Origin of the sequence: Actinoplanes sp. CA-131856 (assembly GCF_050956135.1) — a bacterium.
Taxonomy (GTDB): Bacteria; Actinomycetota; Actinomycetes; order Mycobacteriales; family Micromonosporaceae; genus Actinoplanes.
The window spans coordinates 6,871,173-6,888,999 of sequence record NZ_CP191849.1 but is presented as its reverse complement, the minus strand read 5'-3'; the positions used below and the strand labels follow the sequence as shown (position 1 = coordinate 6,888,999).

At 73.2% G+C, this 17,827-nt stretch carries 14 protein-coding genes; 8 read left to right on the top strand and 6 right to left on the bottom strand.

Annotated features, from left to right (window positions below; genetic code table 11):
- Positions 1–6 precede the first annotated feature (6 nt).
- The 5 genes from ACQP2X_RS31945 to surE all read left to right on the top strand — a co-directional run bounded on the left by ACQP2X_RS31945 (position 7) and on the right by surE (position 5,167).
- Positions 7–666, top strand: a complete 660-nt coding sequence (locus ACQP2X_RS31945) for an NAD(P)-dependent oxidoreductase (RefSeq protein ID WP_498688221.1) — start codon at positions 7–9, stop codon at positions 664–666.
- 696 nt (positions 667–1,362) lie between these two features.
- Positions 1,363–1,659, top strand: a complete 297-nt coding sequence (locus tag ACQP2X_RS31940; RefSeq protein WP_498688219.1) for a hypothetical protein — start codon at positions 1,363–1,365, stop codon at positions 1,657–1,659.
- Between the two features lie 74 nt (positions 1,660–1,733).
- Positions 1,734–3,401: a putative bifunctional diguanylate cyclase/phosphodiesterase gene (locus ACQP2X_RS31935; RefSeq protein ID WP_498688217.1), complete on the top strand. Its 1,668-nt coding sequence runs from the start codon at positions 1,734–1,736 to the stop codon at positions 3,399–3,401.
- A 30-nt stretch (positions 3,402–3,431) separates the two neighbouring features.
- Complete coding sequence (locus ACQP2X_RS31930; RefSeq protein WP_498688215.1) at positions 3,432–4,355, top strand: 1-phosphofructokinase family hexose kinase; 924 nt, start codon at positions 3,432–3,434, stop codon at positions 4,353–4,355.
- Positions 4,352–5,167: a 5'/3'-nucleotidase SurE gene (gene surE / locus ACQP2X_RS31925; protein ID WP_498688213.1), complete on the top strand. Its 816-nt coding sequence runs from the start codon at positions 4,352–4,354 to the stop codon at positions 5,165–5,167. Before ACQP2X_RS31930 ends, surE begins: the two co-directional genes overlap by 4 nt.
- Here surE and ACQP2X_RS31920 read toward each other — a convergent pair.
- Genes ACQP2X_RS31920 through ACQP2X_RS31905 form a run of 4 tightly spaced genes read right to left on the bottom strand, consistent with a single transcriptional unit; the run spans position 5,124 to position 8,285 of the window.
- Positions 5,124–6,185: a glycosyltransferase 87 family protein gene (locus ACQP2X_RS31920; protein ID WP_498688211.1), complete on the bottom strand. Its 1,062-nt coding sequence runs from the start codon at positions 6,183–6,185 to the stop codon at positions 5,124–5,126. The genes surE and ACQP2X_RS31920 overlap by 44 nt on opposite strands.
- Positions 6,186–6,195: 10 nt before the next feature.
- Positions 6,196–7,410, bottom strand: coding sequence for a hypothetical protein (locus tag ACQP2X_RS31915; RefSeq protein WP_498688209.1), 1,215 nt, complete (start codon positions 7,408–7,410; stop codon positions 6,196–6,198).
- Positions 7,410–7,727: a PadR family transcriptional regulator gene (locus ACQP2X_RS31910; RefSeq protein ID WP_498688208.1), complete on the bottom strand. Its 318-nt coding sequence runs from the start codon at positions 7,725–7,727 to the stop codon at positions 7,410–7,412. The genes ACQP2X_RS31915 and ACQP2X_RS31910 overlap by 1 nt, the downstream gene beginning before the upstream one ends.
- A 9-nt stretch (positions 7,728–7,736) precedes the next feature.
- Positions 7,737–8,285: a TetR/AcrR family transcriptional regulator gene (locus tag ACQP2X_RS31905; RefSeq protein ID WP_498688206.1), complete on the bottom strand. Its 549-nt coding sequence runs from the start codon at positions 8,283–8,285 to the stop codon at positions 7,737–7,739.
- A gap of 92 nt (positions 8,286–8,377) precedes the next feature.
- Between ACQP2X_RS31905 and ACQP2X_RS31900 the strand changes: the two genes are divergently transcribed.
- Together ACQP2X_RS31900 and ACQP2X_RS31895 are read left to right on the top strand one after the other, a co-directional pair.
- Positions 8,378–9,559 (top strand): thiolase family protein, encoded by a 1,182-nt coding sequence (locus ACQP2X_RS31900; protein WP_498688204.1) that lies wholly within the window; start codon positions 8,378–8,380, stop codon positions 9,557–9,559.
- Between the two features lie 226 nt (positions 9,560–9,785).
- Positions 9,786–11,810: a prolyl oligopeptidase family serine peptidase gene (locus tag ACQP2X_RS31895; protein WP_498688203.1), complete on the top strand. Its 2,025-nt coding sequence runs from the start codon at positions 9,786–9,788 to the stop codon at positions 11,808–11,810.
- Here the strand turns inward: ACQP2X_RS31895 and ACQP2X_RS31890 are convergent.
- The gene (locus tag ACQP2X_RS31890) at positions 11,767–13,062 is read right to left on the bottom strand and encodes an MFS transporter (RefSeq protein WP_498688202.1); all 1,296 of its coding nucleotides are present in this window, start codon (positions 13,060–13,062) and stop codon (positions 11,767–11,769) included. The genes ACQP2X_RS31895 and ACQP2X_RS31890 overlap by 44 nt on opposite strands.
- A gap of 102 nt (positions 13,063–13,164) precedes the next feature.
- Here ACQP2X_RS31890 and ACQP2X_RS31885 point away from each other — a divergent pair, with 102 nt between their 5' ends.
- Positions 13,165–14,124: a helix-turn-helix domain-containing protein gene (locus ACQP2X_RS31885; RefSeq protein ID WP_498688200.1), complete on the top strand. Its 960-nt coding sequence runs from the start codon at positions 13,165–13,167 to the stop codon at positions 14,122–14,124.
- On the opposite strand, the gene ACQP2X_RS31880 is transcribed toward ACQP2X_RS31885, so the two are convergent.
- A complete protein-coding gene (locus tag ACQP2X_RS31880; RefSeq protein ID WP_498688198.1) occupies positions 14,061–17,675 on the bottom strand; it encodes a thiol reductant ABC exporter subunit CydD/CydC in 3,615 nt (1,204 codons plus the stop codon). The two genes, ACQP2X_RS31885 and ACQP2X_RS31880, sit on opposite strands and share 64 nt — an antisense overlap.
- Positions 17,676–17,827 lie beyond the last annotated feature (152 nt).

Here is a 17,827-nt window from a genome sequence, read left to right as displayed (position 1 = left end):
GTTACCGTGCGACTCGTCATCGTCGCCGCCACCGGCGGCATCGGGCGCGAACTTCTGAAGCAGTCCCTGGCCGCCGGCCACGACGTGACCGCCGTCGTCCGCAACCCCGACAAGATCACCGAGGCGGTCCGGGTCGTCCCGGCCGACCTGTCCCGGCCGGACGTGTTCGCCCTGGCCGAGGCGTTCGAGGACGCCGACGCCATCGTCTCCGGCCTGGGCGCCCGCACCAACGCCGAGGCCGGGGTGGCCACCCGGGGCACCGAGGCGATCATCGAGGCGGCGCCGGAGGGCGCCCGGCTCGTGGTGGTGAGCGCCGCCCCGATGGGCACGGTGCCGTCACCGGCGCGGACCCACCCGCCCCGCCACGACCCGGGCGACGGCTTCTTCATGAGGCATCTCGGCGCGCGGTTCGCCAAGACCATGTTCCGCACCCACTACGAGGACCTGGCCACCATGGAGGACGCGGTCCGGGCCTGCCCGCTGGACTGGACGATCAGCCGCCCGCCCCGCTTGACCGACAAGCCGCTGACCGGCCGTTACCGCACGGCGGTGGACCGCAACGTCCGCGGCGGCACGTCCATCTCGCGCGCCGACGTGGCCCACCAGATGCTCCGCTGCGTCACCGACCCCACCACCATCCACCACACGATCGGCGTCGCTTATTAGCGGACAATGGGTGCATGGGAGCCTTGAACACCCGTGTCCGCGGCCTGCTGGAGATCCTCGCCAGGCAGGAGCCACGGCTTGGCGGTTCGGCGAGCGCGGCCATGCGCACGATCAAGTACGGGTTCGCGCCGAACTGGAGCGGTGAACCCTTCAGCGTGGCGGGCGGCGTCGTAGCGGCACTGGGGCGGGTGGCTCACCAAGGCGTCGCAGTGGCCTGGGTGCCGCGCCCCGAGGTCTTGGCCGACCTCATGCGTGCGGCTCCTTCGGATCTTCGGGCCCGGGTTCTCGCTCATGAGGCCGAGATCCTCGACGACTGCTGCTCGGCGGCGGCGGAGTCGCAGCCGGGGCCTCTCGCGGAACTGGCCTCACGAGTGTCCGAAGCCTGCGCCGCGGCCCAGGACGGACATCATTCCGCGGCCCAGGCCCTGGCGGCGAACATCCTCGACACCACTCTGCGTGAAGCCTGTCCGTTCGGGGAGTGGCAGGCCTACCGAGCCGTCCGGGAAGCGATCGAAGATCTGCGCCGTCGCGAGGAATGGATCCATCTCCGCCGTGGCCTGGCGTTCGCACCGTCATCGCCATCATGGCGGTGGCGTCCGCTCTGCGTCAGTGTCACGAGGACCGGCGGCCCTCACCCGCTTACCAGTGACCCTGGCGAGCTCTGCGGGGAAGCGCTTGCGGTGGGAACATCTCGGTATGACCGTCATCGCCACGCTGACTGTGGAGCGGCCCGCCGGGGCGTGGCTCGACCGTGCCCGGGCCTTTCAGATCGTCGTCGACGGGGAGGTCAAGGGGGCCGTGCGCTGTGGACGGGAGATCTCCCTGGCTCTGCCGCCGGGGACGCACACCGTGCGGGCGCGGCTCGACTGGACCGGCAGTCCGGACCTTCCGGTCCATCTCGGACCCGGGGCCACCGTACGACTCCGGGTCGAACCCCGTGGCGCTCGTCACGCTGTGGGGCGGAACTACCTGCGTCTGACCCGGGTGGCTTGATGAATTTTCGATGACCGTGTCGGAGTTCGGGCGCCGCCCGGCGTACGCTCGCCGTCGGGTTGGGGAGGGTGCCGATGACGGACGCGCCGGTGGTCGGCGATCTTGCCACGCCGGTGACGGTTGTCGACGCGGACGCCGAGATCGGGGTGATCGAGGCGCTTCTGCGCGCCGACCCCGAATCCCTCGGTGTCGTCGCCTCGGACGCGGGACAGCTCTATGTCCTCGACCGGCCTTATCTCGAGACCGTCCTCGCCGGGCGGCTCGGATACGGCCGTGCGCTGCTCTTCCGCCGTCGCGTGCGGCGCCTGCTCAAGGAGCCTGCCCTCGTCGTCTCCGCCGGCGCCGCCCTGGACGATGCCGCCCGCGCCTGCCTGGCCCGGCCCGGCGCCGACAAGGCCGGGCCGGTCGTCGTCGACCTTCCCGGCGGGTCGGTCGGGCTCGCGCCGGCCGGGCCGCTCATCGAGCATCTGAGCCGCCGCTACGAGACGCTGGCCCTGCACGACGGGCTCACCGGGCTCGGCAACCGCCGCCTGCTCGGCGAGGTCGCGGGGGCGCTGCTGGCGGCCGAGAAGCCGATCGCGCTGCTGCTCATCGACCTCGACCGGTTCAAGGAGATCAACGACTCGCTCGGGCACGCCCGCGGCGACCAGCTGCTGCGGCAGGTGGCCGACGAGCTGAGCGCCTTCCCGGGGCACGCCGGCACGTTCCGGCTCGGCGGCGACGAGTTCGTCATGCTCCTGGACGACCTCGGGGACGGCTCCGACACATACCTCGAAGAAGTCGGCCGTCGCCTTCTGCGTGACATCCAGGGCCCCTTTCCCGTGGCCGGCGTGCCGATCACGGCCGAGGCCTCGCTGGGCATCGCGGCCGGCTGCCTCGACCTCGGTGACCTGCTGGCCGGCGCCGACTCGGCGATGTACGCGGCCAAACGGCACCGCACCACCGTCGAGCACTGGCGTCCCGAGCTGGCCGCCGAGAGCGTCACCGACCTGCGGTTGCAGTCCGAGCTGCGCACGGCGATCGACCAGGGCCAGCTGGAGCTCCACTACCAGCCGCTCGTGGACGCCCGCACCGGCGAGGTCCGCTCGCTGGAGGCGCTGGTCCGCTGGCGGCATCCGCGGCAGGGGCTGCTGCTGCCGGGGCGTTTCGTGCCGGCCGCCGAACGGTCCGACGTCATCACCCCGCTCACCGACCGGATCCTCAGCGACGCCATCCGGCAGGCCGCCTGCTGGCACCGGGAGGGCTGGCGGGTGCCGGTGGCGGTGAACCTGCCCGCGCCCGTGCTCGCCCAGGACCGCATCGTCGAGGTCATCGCGGGCCTGCTGGCCCAGCACGGCCTGCCCTCGCACGCGCTGATCGTCGAGGTCACCGAGAGCGCGGTGATGACCCGGCCCGAGCGGGGCGCCGAACGCCTGGGCCGCCTCCGCGAGCTCGGCGTGCGCGTGGCCATGGACGACTTCGGGACGGGATACACATCGCTGGCGCTGCTGACCCGGCTGCCGCTGGACGAGCTGAAGCTGGACCAGTCGTTCGTGCACCGCGTCCACGACCCCCGCGAACGGGCCATTGTGGACGCCGTGGCCCGGATGGCCCAGGGGCTGGAGCTGACCCTGGTGGCCGAGGGCGTCGAGGACCAGCCGACGGCCGACATCCTGGCCGAGGCCGGCTTCGATCTGTTGCAGGGCTATCACTTCGGCCGCCCGGTGCCGCCGGAGAGGCTGGTTCCGGCCGCGGCCGCTTGACCCGCCCCGGGTGGGGTAAGAGAAGCTGCCATGAGCGATCCGGTGATGGTGTTCGCCCCCGCGCCCCTCCTGACCGTGACCATCGAACAACAAGCCTCGGGTCCCGAGCTGCACGTCCACCCCGGCGGGCAGGGCGTCTGGCAGGCCCGGATGATCGCCTCGCTGGGCGTGCCGGTCACGCTCTGCGCCGCCGTCGGCGGCGAGACGGGCGAGGTCCTGGAGCGTCAGCTCGCGCTCGAGGAGGGTGTACGTCTCCGCACGGTGCCCCGCAGCAGCGGATCGGGCTGGTACGTGCACGACCGTCGCGACGGCGCCCGCGAGGCGGTGGCCGACCACCCCGGCACGCCGCTGGAGCGGCACGAGCTGGACGAGCTCTACAGCCTGGCGCTGGCCGAGGGTCTGCGCGCCCCGGTGGCCGTCCTCAGTGGACCGGCGTCGCCCGAGGTGGTGGACCCCTCGGTCTTCGAGCGCCTGGCGGCCGACCTGACCGGCAACGGCGTGCGGGTGGTGGCTGACCTTTCGGGTGAGCACCTCTCGGCCGTACTCGAAGGCGGCCTCTATTTTGTCAAGGTGAGCCACGAGGAGCTGATCGACGACGGGCGCGCGGCCGGCGACAGCGTCGACGAGCTGCTGAGCGCGGGCCGCGAGCTGTGCGGGTCGGGCGCGGCGGCGGTGCTCATCAGCCGGGCCGGCGACCCGGCGCTCGCTCTGTTCGACGGTCGTGAGGTCGAGATCGAGCCGCCGCCCATGCGGGTGAAGGAGCATCGCGGGGCCGGCGACTCGATGACGGCCGGGGTCGCGGCCGTGCTGGCCCGGGGCGGATCGTTCGAGGAGGCGCTGCGCACGGGCGCGGCGGCCGGCGCCCTGAACGTCACCCGTCACGGACTGGGAACGGGCCGGGCCGAGGCGGTGCGGGAGCTTTACAAGCGGGTACGCCTGGAGGATCTGAAGTGACGGCCCGGATCCTGGTCACCAACGACGACGGTGTCGGCGCGCCCGGCCTGCGAGCGCTGGCCCTGGCCGCCCGCGACGCCGGGTTCGAGGTGGTGGTGGCCGCCCCGCGCGAGGAGGCCAGCGGGATGAGCGCGGCGCTGACCGCCGTCACGTCGGACGGCCGGATCGTCGTGGAACACCACGATTGGGACGGGATCATCGCGTACGGCGTGACGGCCTCACCGGCGTACATCGTGGTCCTGGCCGGTCTGGGGGTGTTCGGCGACCCTCCGGACCTGGTCCTGTCCGGTCCCAACCGCGGCGCCAACGCGGGCCGCGCGGTGCTGCACTCCGGCACGGTCGGCGCGGCCCTGACCGCGGCCAACGACCGGGTGCGCGCGATGGCGGTGTCGCTGGACGTGCTGAACCCGTCGGACGTCGACGCGACGGCCAGCGGGGGAGCGGTGATCGTGGTGCCGGACGACGCGGCGCTGCACTGGGACACCGCGGCCCACATGGCGGCCGACCTGCTCGAATGGCTCGCCGAGGCGCCACCCGGCACGGTCCTCAACCTCAACGTGCCGGACCGCCCGCGGTCCGGGGTGAAGGGTTTGCGGGAGGCCACGCTGGCGCCGTTCGGGCAGGCGCAGATGGCGCTGGCCGAGAACGGCGAGGGCTTCGTCCGTACGGCCGTGGAGAAGACCGGCGAGCCCCTGATCCCGGGTTCCGACATAGCGTTGCTGTCCGAGGGCTACGCCACGGTGACCGCTATCCGCCCGCCGAGCGAGGTCACCGGCGTTCGGCTGCCGACGCAACGGCCGGCGTCTCTCTAGAGAGGACAGTGAGAGGCACCACGGCGGCCACCACGATGGCCAGGAGCAGCCGGGCCTCGCTGAAGACAGCGGTCGCCGGGAGCAGCATGACGGCGAGAACCAGCAGGGCCCAGGCGGTTCGCGCTCGGGTGACGGGCAGGAGCGCGGCCAGAACGAGCCAGACCTGATGATGCGTCCACGAGACGGGCGACAGGACGACGCTGCCGGCCCCGACCACGGTCATGGCGGAGAGCCAGTCACCTTTGCGGGCGAGCCGCGCGCCCCGATGCAGGGCCAGCGCCGCCACGACCCCGCCGAGAACGGCCCATCTCGTGTCCGCGCCGAGCCGCAGGAGGGCCCCGTTCAGCGATTGGTTGCCCACGCCGGTGATGTAGCCGAGGCGGTCGACCTGGAAGACCTCGACGGTCCAGAACCGCCAGGAGTCGCCCGGAAGAGCCAAGGCGGCGACGGCGCCGCATCCCACGAAGGTCAGGGCGGCCATGGCTGAGGCTCGCCGCCGGCCCGAGAACCAGAGCAGGGGCACGAAGATCAGAGGAGTCAGCTTGACGGCGGCGGCGCATCCGATCAGAACCCCATGCCAGGGGGTACGCCTCAACGCCAGCAGATCAGCGGCGATGAGCGCGGCCAGGAAGAGGCTGACCTGCCCGTACTTGAGGTCGGAGACCACCGGGGCGGACAGCAGAAGAACAAGGATGCCTTCCTTCTGGTGTGTGGCGGTGACCAGGCGGGCCAGCCCCACGACCGTGCCCAGGGTGGCGAGCGTCCAGGCCACCTGCACCAGCGTCACCGGCGCCCACGTCAGCGGCGCGAAGAGCAGCGCCGCGAACGGCGGATAGGTGAACGGCGCCGCCCCTCGAGTGAAGTCGTAGAGGCTGTCCCCGTCCAGCAGCCCCGAGACCGCCCCGAGATAGACCGAGAGATCCGAGAGCCGAACCTCGGCCGGCCGCGCGAGGGCCATCCCGGCGGTGATGGCCGCGACGAGCCCCGCCGCCGTCCCGACCACACGTCCCCTACCCATGCTCGAAACTCTACATAGGGTTGGCAACCTCGCGCCGGGACGCGGCTCCCATCACAAGAAGCGCCGTGAGCAGGGCGATCGCTCCCTGCCCGACCGGATGAGCGGCGAAGCCGAAGCCGAACCCGGTGGTGTTCTCGAGCATCCGCCGCAGGGTCACCTCGGCCTCTCCCGCCTGAGCGGGCAGCAAAGGGGACGCGGCGATGGCCACGATCGCGGCCGCGCTGCCCACGAGGAACTGCTGCCAGCCGGCGGACATGCGCGACCCTCCGCCGCCGGCCGTGTCCGCGCTGCTCCGGCGGCGCGGTGCCGTGCCGAGTGTGGCGGCTGCCGTGAAGGCGCTGATCAGCAGGAGCGGGCCGGCCATGACGGCGGCGTTGGCCAGCAGGATGTCGGATCCGTGGAAGGCCGGCCCAGAAGCCTGAAGGCTCCCGAAGGCCGCCGCGCCGTCGGCGAAATGCGAGCCGAACGAAACCGTTCCACCCGGGAGCAGCGCGAGCGGGAACCACAACGGCGCCGACCAGGCACCGACGCCCACCGAGGCCGCCGCGTGCAGCGATCCGGCGGCCACCGCCATGTCCAGCGTGATCAGCCCGCCTCCGGCGGCCAGCCACACCGCCCGGCCCCGTCGTCCTGCCGCCGTGAGCCGTTGCACCAAGCGCACCACCGCCGCGGTGCCCACCGTCCAGACCGCAACCGCCGGTGCGACGTCCCGAACCCCCATGAACGGCATGACCGCGACCTGATTTCCGGCCACCAGGAAGCCGAAAAGGGCCGCTCCCAACAATCCCACCAGCCGGTAGTCCGGCCTCGAAAGCCCTGACCGGCCGGCCCGTGCCCGGAACCGGGCGCCGATCGCCGCGAACGCCGGCACGCCGATCAGAAGCAACGCGGCCCCGCCCGAGCGGATCGCGTTGGCCGAAGCCGCCGCCAGCAGCGTCACCCCGGCCGCCACCACCGCGCGGCGCCCGAACGCCTCGCCCCTGTCCCGCCAACTCGCCTCGTCGACGGCCGGGGAAACCATCAGCGACGCGACGAAGGCCAGCCGTTTCCACGCACGACCCGGCCCTTCGACCGCCGCCAGCTCAGCCAGCCACGTATCCCGCATCTCGTCGGCCAGATCCGCCGGCCACCGCCGCGCCGCGACCTTCACGCCGGCCCGGAGCATCCGCTCGGCCAGATCCCCCGGCCGCCGTCGCGCCGCGCTGTTTCCGGCCGCCGGCGGCATCATGCCTCCCGCGGGCGGCTGATCACGCGGGACATCTGGCGCTGCATCGCGGCCACCTCGCGCTGGGCCGCTGTCTCGCCCTCGGCCGTCAAGCGGTAGTAGCGCCGGCTTGGCCGGCCCTCGGCCACCGGGTCGATCTGTTCCCACTGCGACTCGACCCAGCCGGCGCGCTCCAGGCGGACCAGGATCGGGTAGAGCGTGCCGCTCGGCAGGCCTGTGTCGGCCATGAGCTGGAGGCCGTACCGTTCGGCGGCCGGGTCGGCGAGCAGTGCCGCCAGCACCTTCAGGACCGAGGCGGTGATCCGGGGGAGACCCATGTACGCACTCTACATAGGGTCGGCCACCAGCTCGCGGGCCCAGGCGACCGCCACCGAGGGGTCGGGGCCGGTGCCGCTGTAGAGGCTGTCGATCAGCAGCCACACGCGGTCGCCCAGCAGGGGTGGGCCGCCGGTCGCCGCGACCAGGTCGTTCACCTGGGCTCGGGTGTCGGTCAGATAGGCGCGGGCCACCGCGGCCGCCTCGTCATCGTCGTCGGGGGACGGGAACTCGGCGAGGTATTTGCGGAACGCGCATCCGCGGTAGGCGCTCTGGCGTACCCAATGAGCCACCTCGGCCACCAGCGCGACCAACTGCTCCCGAGGCTCGCCCGTCAGGGCGGCCGAGGCCGCGGCCTCGCGCTCCTCCCTCGCCCGGCCGAGATAGGCCGCCACGAGGGCCGATTTGCCGGGGAAGTGACGGTAGAGCATGTTCTTGCCGCAGCCGGCGGCCTGGATCACCTCGGCGAGGCCGACCGCGCGCACCCCGCGCACGTAGAAGAGCTCGGCCGCGGTCGCCAGGATCCGCTGCCGCCCCGAGGGATCTTCCGTTCGCGCCATGAGTGACGAGCTTATCCAAGGCATTGACGCCGTACGTCGCCACGCGCCACCATCGGACCGATCGGTCCGTAATTTTGGGGAGGGACGAGCTCATGCGAGACGCCGTCATCGTCGACGCGGTACGCACCCCGGTCGCCAAGGGCAAACCGGGCGGCGCCTACCACGACATCCACCCGATCGACCTGCACGCCCACGTGCTCCAGGCTCTGCTCGAACGCAACCCCGGCCTCGACCCGGCCGGTCTCGACGACGTCATCGGCGGCACGGTCGGCCAGGTCGGCGAGCAGAGCACCAACGCGACACGCCTGGCCCTGCTGGCCGCCGGCTTCCCCGAGTCGGTGCCCGGCGTCACCGTCGACCGCCAGTGCGGCAGCAGTCAGCAGGCGCTGAGCTTCGCCGCCCAGGGTCTGGTCGCCGGGGCGTACGACCTGGTCATCGCCTCCGGCGCCGAGTCGATGTCCCGCGTTCCGATCGGCAGTTCGGCGTTCGTCGACGGTGCCCGTGCTTTCGTCGGCGGGCCGGCGGTCGAGAAGCGTTACGGCGGTCTGATCCCGCAGGGCGTCAGCGCCGAACTGATCGCCCGCAAGTGGGGCTTCTCCCGCACCCAGCTCGACGAGTTCGCCGCCACCAGCCACGAGCGCGCCGCCGAAGCGTGGCGCAACGGCTGGTTCGACACGCAGATCACCCGCCCGGCCACCCTCGATGTCGACGAGACGATCCGGCCCGGGAGCAGCGTCGAGACCCTGGCCGCGCTGCGCCCGGCGTTCGCCGACCCGCTGTGGGAGCGGCGGTTCGGCGCCATCGACTGGAAGGTCACCGCCGGCAACTCGAGCCCCGTCAACGACGGCGCCGCCGCCCTGCTGCTCACCACCAGCGAGAACGCCGCCCGTCAGGGCTGGCGTCCCCGGGCCCGCGTGCACACCGCCACCGCCGTCGGCGACGATCCCGTCCTCATGCTGACCGGCATCATCCCGGCCACGGCGAAGGTCCTCGCCCGGGCCGGCCTGACCATGAGCGACATCGACGCGTACGAGGTGAACGAAGCCTTCGCCTCGGTGGTCCTGGCCTGGCAGGCCGAGACCGGCGCCGACCTGGCGAAGGTCAATGTGGACGGTGGCGCCCTGGCCATCGGCCACCCGCTGGGCGCGAGCGGCGCCCGCCTGGCCACCACGTTGCTGAACACCCTGGAACGCACCGGCGGCCGCTACGGCTTGCAGACGATGTGCGAGGCGGGCGGCACCGCCAACGCCACGATCATCGAACGCTTGGCGTAGCCGCCGTTGCCCGTTCGCGCACACCGTGTTGCACGTTCGTGCGGCCGTGGGTCTGCGCGGTGCCGACGGTGAGCGCGGGCGCGGCTCAGGCGCGAGCTTCGCCGTCCGGGCCGCGCGTGCGGCCAGGGGGGACTAATTGGACGCGGTGCTACGAAAGGGCCGCCGGCGGCCGGTGGTGACCGTGTCGGGGGCGCGAGGGTGGGCGTGGTGCGGTAAGACTGGCGGCATGCTTGTCTCTTTTCCGCGGCTGGTGGGGCGGACGCAAGGGTTCGGCCTCGGGCGGCCGCGGCGGTTCACCATCGGGCCCGACGGGAAACGCGTGCTCTTTCTGCGCAGCCTCGGTGGGGAAGACCCGGTTCTGCGGCTGTGGAGCTTCGACCTCGACGGCGGGGACGAGCGGCTCCTCGTCGATCCGGTCACGCCCGGCGGCAAGGCGCTGTCGGCGCAGGAGCGGGCCCGGCGCGAGCGGGCCCGTGACCGGTCGGCCGGCATTTCGGACTACAGCGCCGATCAGGCCGTACGGCGTGTGGCGTTCACCGCCGATCAGGAACTGTTCGTGGTCGACGTCGACAGTGGCGCGGTGACGGCCCTTCCGGCGCGCGCGCCGGTGGAGGACGCGACGATCAGCCCGGACGGGACGACCGTCGCCTACGTGCACGAGGGGGAGCTGCGGCTCGTCGGCGCCGACGGCACCGGCGACCGGGCCGTCGCGACGCCGGAGAAGGCCGATGTGACGTACGGGCTGGCCGAGCACGTGGCCGGCGAGTCGATGGAGCGCATGCGCGGCTTCTGGTGGGCGCCGGACAGCAACCGGCTCGCGGTGGCGAGGGTGGACAACGAGCCGGTCGAGATCTGGTATCTGAGCGATCCCAGCAATCCGCAGGAGCCGCCCACCACCCACCGCTACCCGCGCGCCGGCACCGACAACGCCGTCGTCACGCTGCATGTCTACGACACATCGGGCGCCGAGGTGCCCGTCCAGGCCGAGTACGAATACCTCGTCGACGTGGTGTGGGACCGGCACGGGCTGCTCGCCGTCGTGCAGAACCGGCCGCAGACCGTCATGCGCGTGCTCGAGGTCGACCCGGCGACGGGTACGACAGCGGCCGTCGCCGAGATGGCCGACGACGCCTGGACGCAGATCGTGCCCGGCGTGCCCCGGCGGACGGCCGCCGGTGAGCTGATCTGGACCGAGGACCGTGAGGACACCCGCCACCTGACCGTCGCCGGTGAGCCCGTGACGCCGCCGGGGCTCCAGGTCGCCGAGCTGCTGTCGGTCGACGGCGACACCCTCCTGTTCGCCGCGACCGAGGAGCCCACCGAGCAGCACCTCTGGACCTGGTCCCGGGCCGGCGGCCTCCACCAGGTCACCACGGCCAAGGGCGTGCACACCGGCAGTCGCTCCGGCGGCAGCACGGTGATCCGGTCCTACCGGCTCGACGGGGAGGACACGCGCTTCGGCAGCCGGATCATCACCGATCTGGCGGCCAGTTCACCGGTCGTACCCAAGGTCTCCCTGCTCCGCGCGGGAAAGCGCGAGTTGCGGACGGCCGTCCTCTTCCCGGCCGTGTGGCAGCGCGGCGAGCGCCTTCCCGTCCTGATGGATCCGTACGGCGGCACGGCCATGCAGCGGGCCGTCGCCGACCGCGGCAGCTACTACATCTCGCAGTGGTTCGCCGACCAGGGATTCGCCGTGATCGTGGCCGACGGCCGGGGTACGCCCGGACGGGGGCCGCGCTGGGACAAGGAAGCCCACGGCGACAACTCCGACAAGCTGGTCGAGGACCAGGTCGACGCCCTGCACACGGTGGCCGCGCTCTATCCGGAGCTCGACCTGGGGCGGGTCGGCATCCGTGGCTGGTCGGCCGGCGGCACCCTGGCCGCGCTGGCCGTGCTGCGCCGCCCCGACGTCTTCCACGCGGCCGTCGCCGGCGCGCCGGTCACCGACGAGTTCCTCTACGACACGCACTGGCAGGAGCGCTACCTCGGCGATCCCCGGATCGACCCCAGGCCGTACGAGAACGCCTCGGTCCTGCGGGACGCCGCCAAGCTCGAACGGCCCCTCATGCTGATCCACGGCCTGGCCGACGACAACGTCTATCCGGTGCACACGATGCGCTTCTCCGCGGCGCTGCTGGCCGCGGGGAAGCCGCACACCGTGCTGCCCCTGCCCGGCGCGAGTCACATGCCGCCCGACGTCGACCTGCTCACACCGCAACTGCGTTTCTTGCAGGAGGCACTGCAACCCTGACGAGTACGCCCGCAGCCAGCGCCACCAGCGCGTTGACCGTGACCGCGGACGCGGTGCCGCCGTGGGCCAGCACCGCCGCCATGACGGGTGTGCCGACCGTGATGCCGATCTGCTGGCTCATCGTCGCCAGCCCGGTGGCCAGCCCCTGGTCGGCGGCGGGCAGCGCGTTCGTCACGGTCACCATGAACGCGACGATCGCGACCAGGTTCGCCACCCCGCCCACGAAGGTCAGCACCAGCAGCCACGGCCTCCCCGGCCCGAGCAGCACCAGCGGCAGGGTCGCCGCCGCCTGCACGACGAGACCGCCGGCGAGCGCGCCGCGCGCTCCCCGGCGCGCGATCACGCGCGGCGCGACGATGCCGCCCACGACCGTGCCCGCGCCGAGCACGGCGAACGACAGCCCGGCCCGCAACGGTGAATAGCCGAGCACGTCCTGCAGATGGAGCGTCAGCACGAAGACCAGCGAGGTCTCGGTCGCGAAGGCCAGCAGCCCGGCCAGGTTCCCCCAGGCCACACCCCGCGACCGCAGCACGCGGACCGGCACCAGAGGCTCGGCCACACGCCGTTCGATCAACCAGAAGAGGGCGAGCAGGAGTACGCCCACAAGCGTCCACCCGTGCACAAGAGCCAGCAGTCCGCCGGTCACCGTGACCGCCCCCGGCACATCGACGCGGCGGCGCTCCTGACGACGTACATCGGCCTCGAGCAGAACCGGCGCGACCAGAAGGACCACCGCGGCGACCGCGACATTGAGGAAGAACGCCCAGCGCCAACTGAGCAACCCGGTGAGCACACCGCCGAGCACCGCGCCGGTGGTGAAGCCGGCGGCCATCAGCGCGCCGTTGAGCCCGAGCGCCCTGTCCCGGGCCGGACCGGCCGGAAAGAGGGTGGTCAGCAGCGCGAGCGCGGCCGGCGTCACCGCCGCCGTGGCCAGCCCCTGACCGACCCGGGCCGCGAGCAGCACCCCGGCCGACTGGGCGAGCCCGCCCGCGAGCGAGGAGAGGCCGAGCGCCGCCATGCCGATCAGGAACATCCGCCGCCGCCCGGCCAGATCGGCGAGCCGGCCGAGGAGCAGCGTGAACCCGGCCGCGCAGAGCGCGAAAGCGGTAGTCACCCACTGCAGCCCGTCGAGCGACAGCCCGACGTCGCGCCCGATGGCCGGCAGCGCCACGGTGAGGATGGAGAAGTCGACCGCGAGCGTGAACCCGGCGGTCAGCAGCACGGCCATCGCCGCGCGCTTCGTGTTCGTCATGCCGTCGACACTGTTGGTTCGTGCTGGCGGCAACCAGAACCCGCTGTTGCCTAGCACTCACAGGGATAGGCAGCCCGCGCCGGGGCGAGCGACGATGTCCCGGTGAACGACCTCGGGGCCTTCCTGCGAACCCGCCGCGCCCGCCTGACCCCGGCCGAGGCCGGGCTCCGCTCGTACGGTCTGCGGCGCGTTCCCGGTTTGAGGCGCGAGGAACTGGCCCAGTTGGCCGGCGTGAGCCCCACGTACTACATGCGCCTCGAACAGGGGCAGAGCCACAACGCCTCCACCTCGGTGATCGACGCGTTGGCCCGCGCTCTGCGCCTGTCGGCGGACGAGCGTTCCCATCTTTACGACCTGGCCCATCCCGCCGCGGTCGCCCATCCCGCTGCTTCTTCCGCGGCCGCCTACTCCGCCGCTTCTTCCGCGGCGGCCGCCCAGTGCGCCGCTTCTTCCGCGGCGGCCGCCCAATCCGCCACTCTTCCCGCCGCGGCCTCCCACTGCGCCACTTTTCCTGCCGCGGCCGCTCACCCCGCTGTGGCCCCGGCTGAGACCGCGCGTTCCACGCTGCTGCGGCTGCTCGGTGGCATGTCCGACATTCCGGCTGTTCTGGTCGACCGGCGCACCACGGTGCTGGCGTGGAACCCTCTCGGCCGGGCCCTGCTGGCGCACGGCGAGACCGAACCCGGCGTGAACCTGATCCGCATGCTGTTCCTGGACCCGGCCACGCGCGCCCTGCACCGCGACTGGCACACCGAGGCGTGCCGCGCCGTGGCCTCCCTGCGCCTGGTGGCCGGCCGCACGCGCGGCGACCGCGCCCTGGCCGAGCTGATCGGCGACCTGTGCATCCGCAGCACCGACTTCGCCGAGATGTGGGCCCACCATCCGATCGCCGAGTGCGTGACCGGCCGCAAGGCTTTGCACCACCCCGTAGCCGGCGACCTCGACCTGGACTTCGAAGTCCTCCAGCCGGCCGACGGCAGCGGCCAGCGCCTGATCACCTACATGGCCGCCCCCGACAGCCCCACCGCCGCGGCACTGAAGTTCCTGGCCGCAACCGCCTGACCTCCGGTGCCGGTCAGCCGGCCGTTCTCCAGTGTCAGCACCTGGTCGACCAGTTCGAGCCCTTCGGTGCGGTGTGTCAGCACCAGCACGGTCCGGCCCCGGCCGGCCTCCAGCAGGTCGGCCATCAGCGCCTCGGCCACGTCGACGTCCAGCCCTTCGGTCGGCTCGTCCAGAATCAGCAGCCCCGGCTCGGCCAACAGCGCCCGCGCGGTGGCGAACCGCCGGACCTGCCCACCCGACATCGTGCTGCCGCCACTGCCCAGCCACGTGTCGAGCCCCTCGGGCAGCCCATCCAGCCACGCCCCGAGCCGTACCCGTTCCAGCACGGCCCGCAGCTCCACGTCCGTGGCACCGGGCTTGGCCAGCCGCAAATTCTCCCGAACGGTGGACGCGAAGACATGGTCGGTCTCGTCCCCCACGAGCACGATCCGCCCCCGCACAGCCTCTTCCGGCAGCGCCCGCAGATCGCTCCCGTCCCCGAGAGCCAGCGCCCCCGACCGCGGGTCGAGCAGCCGCCCGACCACCGCGGCCAGAGTCGACTTCCCCGATCCGGACCGTCCGATCACAGCAACCCGCACACCCGCCACCAGGTCGAGGTCCAACCCGTCGAGCACGGCCTCCCGCCCCGGATCCCACCCGGCGACAATGCCTTCCAGCCGTACGCCGAGCGCACCCGGCCCGCCCCAGCCGATGTCCGGCGGCTCGGTCGAAGAGTTCGACGCCACCTCGCTCTCGCCGGTCCCCGACGCCCTGGTCGAAGGCACGGCCATCCCGTCCGCGTTCGGTCCCGGCTGGCCGGTTGGTGGCGTGGGCTTGACGTCGCAGGTGGCGGTTCTCGGCCGGCCCGTCAAGGGCTCGACGGTGAGCGCGGTGGGCGGTGGGAATGTGGCGGCGGGCGGGTCGGCCAAGAGTGCGGCGAGGCGTTGTTCCGCACCGGCGGCCCGGCGGCGGGCCACGGCGGCGTCGGGGAGGGTCATGACCTGCTCGCCGAGGACCACCATGCCCAGCAACAGGACCGCGGCCCACTCGGGGGAGTGGCCGCCCAGGGCGAACACGGTTCCCGTGACCGCGATGCCCCAGCCCAGGTGACCGAGGGCGGCGGCACACCCGGCGGCGCGGGCCGACTGTTCCTCGAGCCGGGCCAGTTCCCGGCTGCGGCGCTCCGGCACTGTCGCGGAACCGGTCAGCTCCTCGATGCCCTCCACCGTCTCGACCATCGCGTCGCGGAGCTGGGCTCGGGCCCGCCCGGTGGCGGCGTCGCTGCTGGTCGCCTGACGGGCGGCGACCAGCGGGGCGACCACGCCGGCGATGACCAGTCCGGCCGCCAGCGGGACCGCCACGGCCGGGGAGAGGATCAGAGCCACCCCGGCCGCGATCACGATGGTCACCGCGGCCGCCCAGGCCGGAAGGCGCCCGCGCAGCAGCCCGTCCACCCGGGCGTCCACGTCGTCCACGACCTTGGTGAGCAGATCTCCGCGCCGCCGCAGCCGGGGCCCGGGCACGAGGGGGACGAGGGACGCGTACACCCGCGAGCGCCATGCCCCAAGCCGCGCGAACGCGACGTCGTGCGCCACGAGCCGCTCCAGATAGCGAAGCAGGGGCCGGGCCACCGCGCTGCCCCGCACGAGCACGACAGCCGTCGACAGCGACAAGACCGGCGGCAACGAGGACGCGCGCACCAGCAGCCAGGCGGCCGCCCCGGTCAGAACGATTCCCGCCAGCGAGGAGCCGCTGCCCAGCACGACCGCCGCCCAAGGACGCCGCCACACGGACCATCCGCCGACACCTCGCCGCGGCGCCGTCTCCGAGACAGGCCCCGGCCCGGAGGTGGGCACCGAGCCGGGGCAGGCGGTGAGAGGGGTAGCGGCGGTGGGGGTGGTTGTCGCGGTGATGGCGGTGGCGGTGGTAGCCGCGGTGGAGGCGGTGGCGGTGGTGTTCGCTGTGCCGATGGTGGCAGCGGTGGCGGTGGGACCGGTGAGAGCGGTGGGCGAGGTGTTCGCGGTGAGGGTGGTGGGAGCGGTGCCGGGCGGTGGTGTCACGTCGGTGATGCGGTCGGCGGCGGCCAGCAGGGCGGGGCGGTGGGCGACCACGAGGACGGCGCTGCCCCGGCGGGCGGCCGCCAGCAGGCGCTCGATGACCAGGTGTTCCGTGGCGGCGTCTAGGTGTGCCGTCGGCTCGTCGAGGAGCAGGGTCACCGGCTCCGCGCCGGCACGGTGCAGCAGCGCGGCCAAGGCCAGTCGGTGCCGCTGGCCGGCCGAGACTCCCGCGCCCCGCTCGCCCAGCGGGGTGGTGACGGGAAGGGTCAATCCGACCGTACGGAGTGCTTCGCCGATCTTCGTTGTGGAGGTTCCGGCCGGGAAGAGGTCGGCCACCGTGCGGGCGTGCGGCAGCGTGACTCGCTGCGGTAGGTAGAGGGCGTTGTCGGCGACGGCCACGCCCGACTGGGGCGCCTGGAGGCCGGCGAGCACGCGCAGCGCTGTTGTCTTGCCCGCGCCCGACGGGCCGCGTAGCGCCACCATCTCGCCGGCACGCACGCTCAACTCGTCCAGGGCGAGGGCGTCCCGCGTTGCTCCGGGATAGCGCACCCGCAGACCGAAGGCGCCGACCCCGACCGTGCCCCGGCTCGGCTGGTGCTGGTCTGCGGGCGGTCCGACGGTCAGGATCTCGTCCACGTCGTTGATGACGGCGGTGGCGTCGGTGGCGGCGTGGTACTTGGCCGCCATCTCGCGGAGTGGGCGGTACGCCTCGGGGGCCAGCAGGATGACCAGCAGGGCCGGGCCGAGGGACAGGTTGCCGGCGGCTACGCGCAGGCCGGCCTCCACGGCGATCAGGCCGACCGACAGGGTGCCGACCAGGTCGAGGGCGGTCGACGACAGGAAGGCGACGCGGAGCACGCGCAGCGTGGCCGAGCGGTGTTTGTCCGTGAGGTCGGCGACTACTGCGGTCTGGCGCTCGGCGCGGCCGAAGACGCGCAGGGCGGGCAGGCCGCGGACCACGTCGAGGAAGTGGCCGGCCAGGCGGGCGTCGGCCTGCCAGCGCTGCCGGGCGCGGGCCTGGGTGGCCCAGCCGATCAGGGCCCCCAGCACCGGGATCAGCGGCAGCGTGACCAGGGCGACCACGGCCGACGCGGGGTCGACCAGGGCCATGGTGACGATGACCAGCGGGGGCAGCGCGACGCCGAGGACGAGCGACGGCAGGTAGCCGCTGAACCACGGCCGCAGCGCGTCGAGACCGTTGGTCAGCACGGCCGTGAGCCGGCCCGCACCGAACGACGCCACCCAGGCCGGGCCGCGGCGCAGCACGGCGGTGAGCATCGAGCGGCGCAGTTCGTCGGTGACCCGGGCCGCCGTCCGCTGGGCGACGACCTGCTCGCACCAGGAGAAGACGGCTCGGGCGGCGAACGCGCCGGCCAGCAGCGCGGTGGCCCACCGGTGGTCGCCCGCGATCAGCAGGCTGAGCGCCACGGCCACGGCCAGCGTCGCCGCGGCCTGGCCGGCGCCGAGCAGGGCCAGCGCGACGATGCCGGCCCGGCTGGTGCGGGCGTGACGCACCAGCCGGGGATCCAGCGGCCCGCGGGCTGACGCGGACCGCTTCGGCGCGGCGGGTTCATTGACTGTGGCGGGCCGAGCGGCGGGCACGGACGGGGTGGCGCGGACAGGCTGGGCGGTGGGGGCGGGCGGGGCCGGCCGGGTGGTGGGGGCGG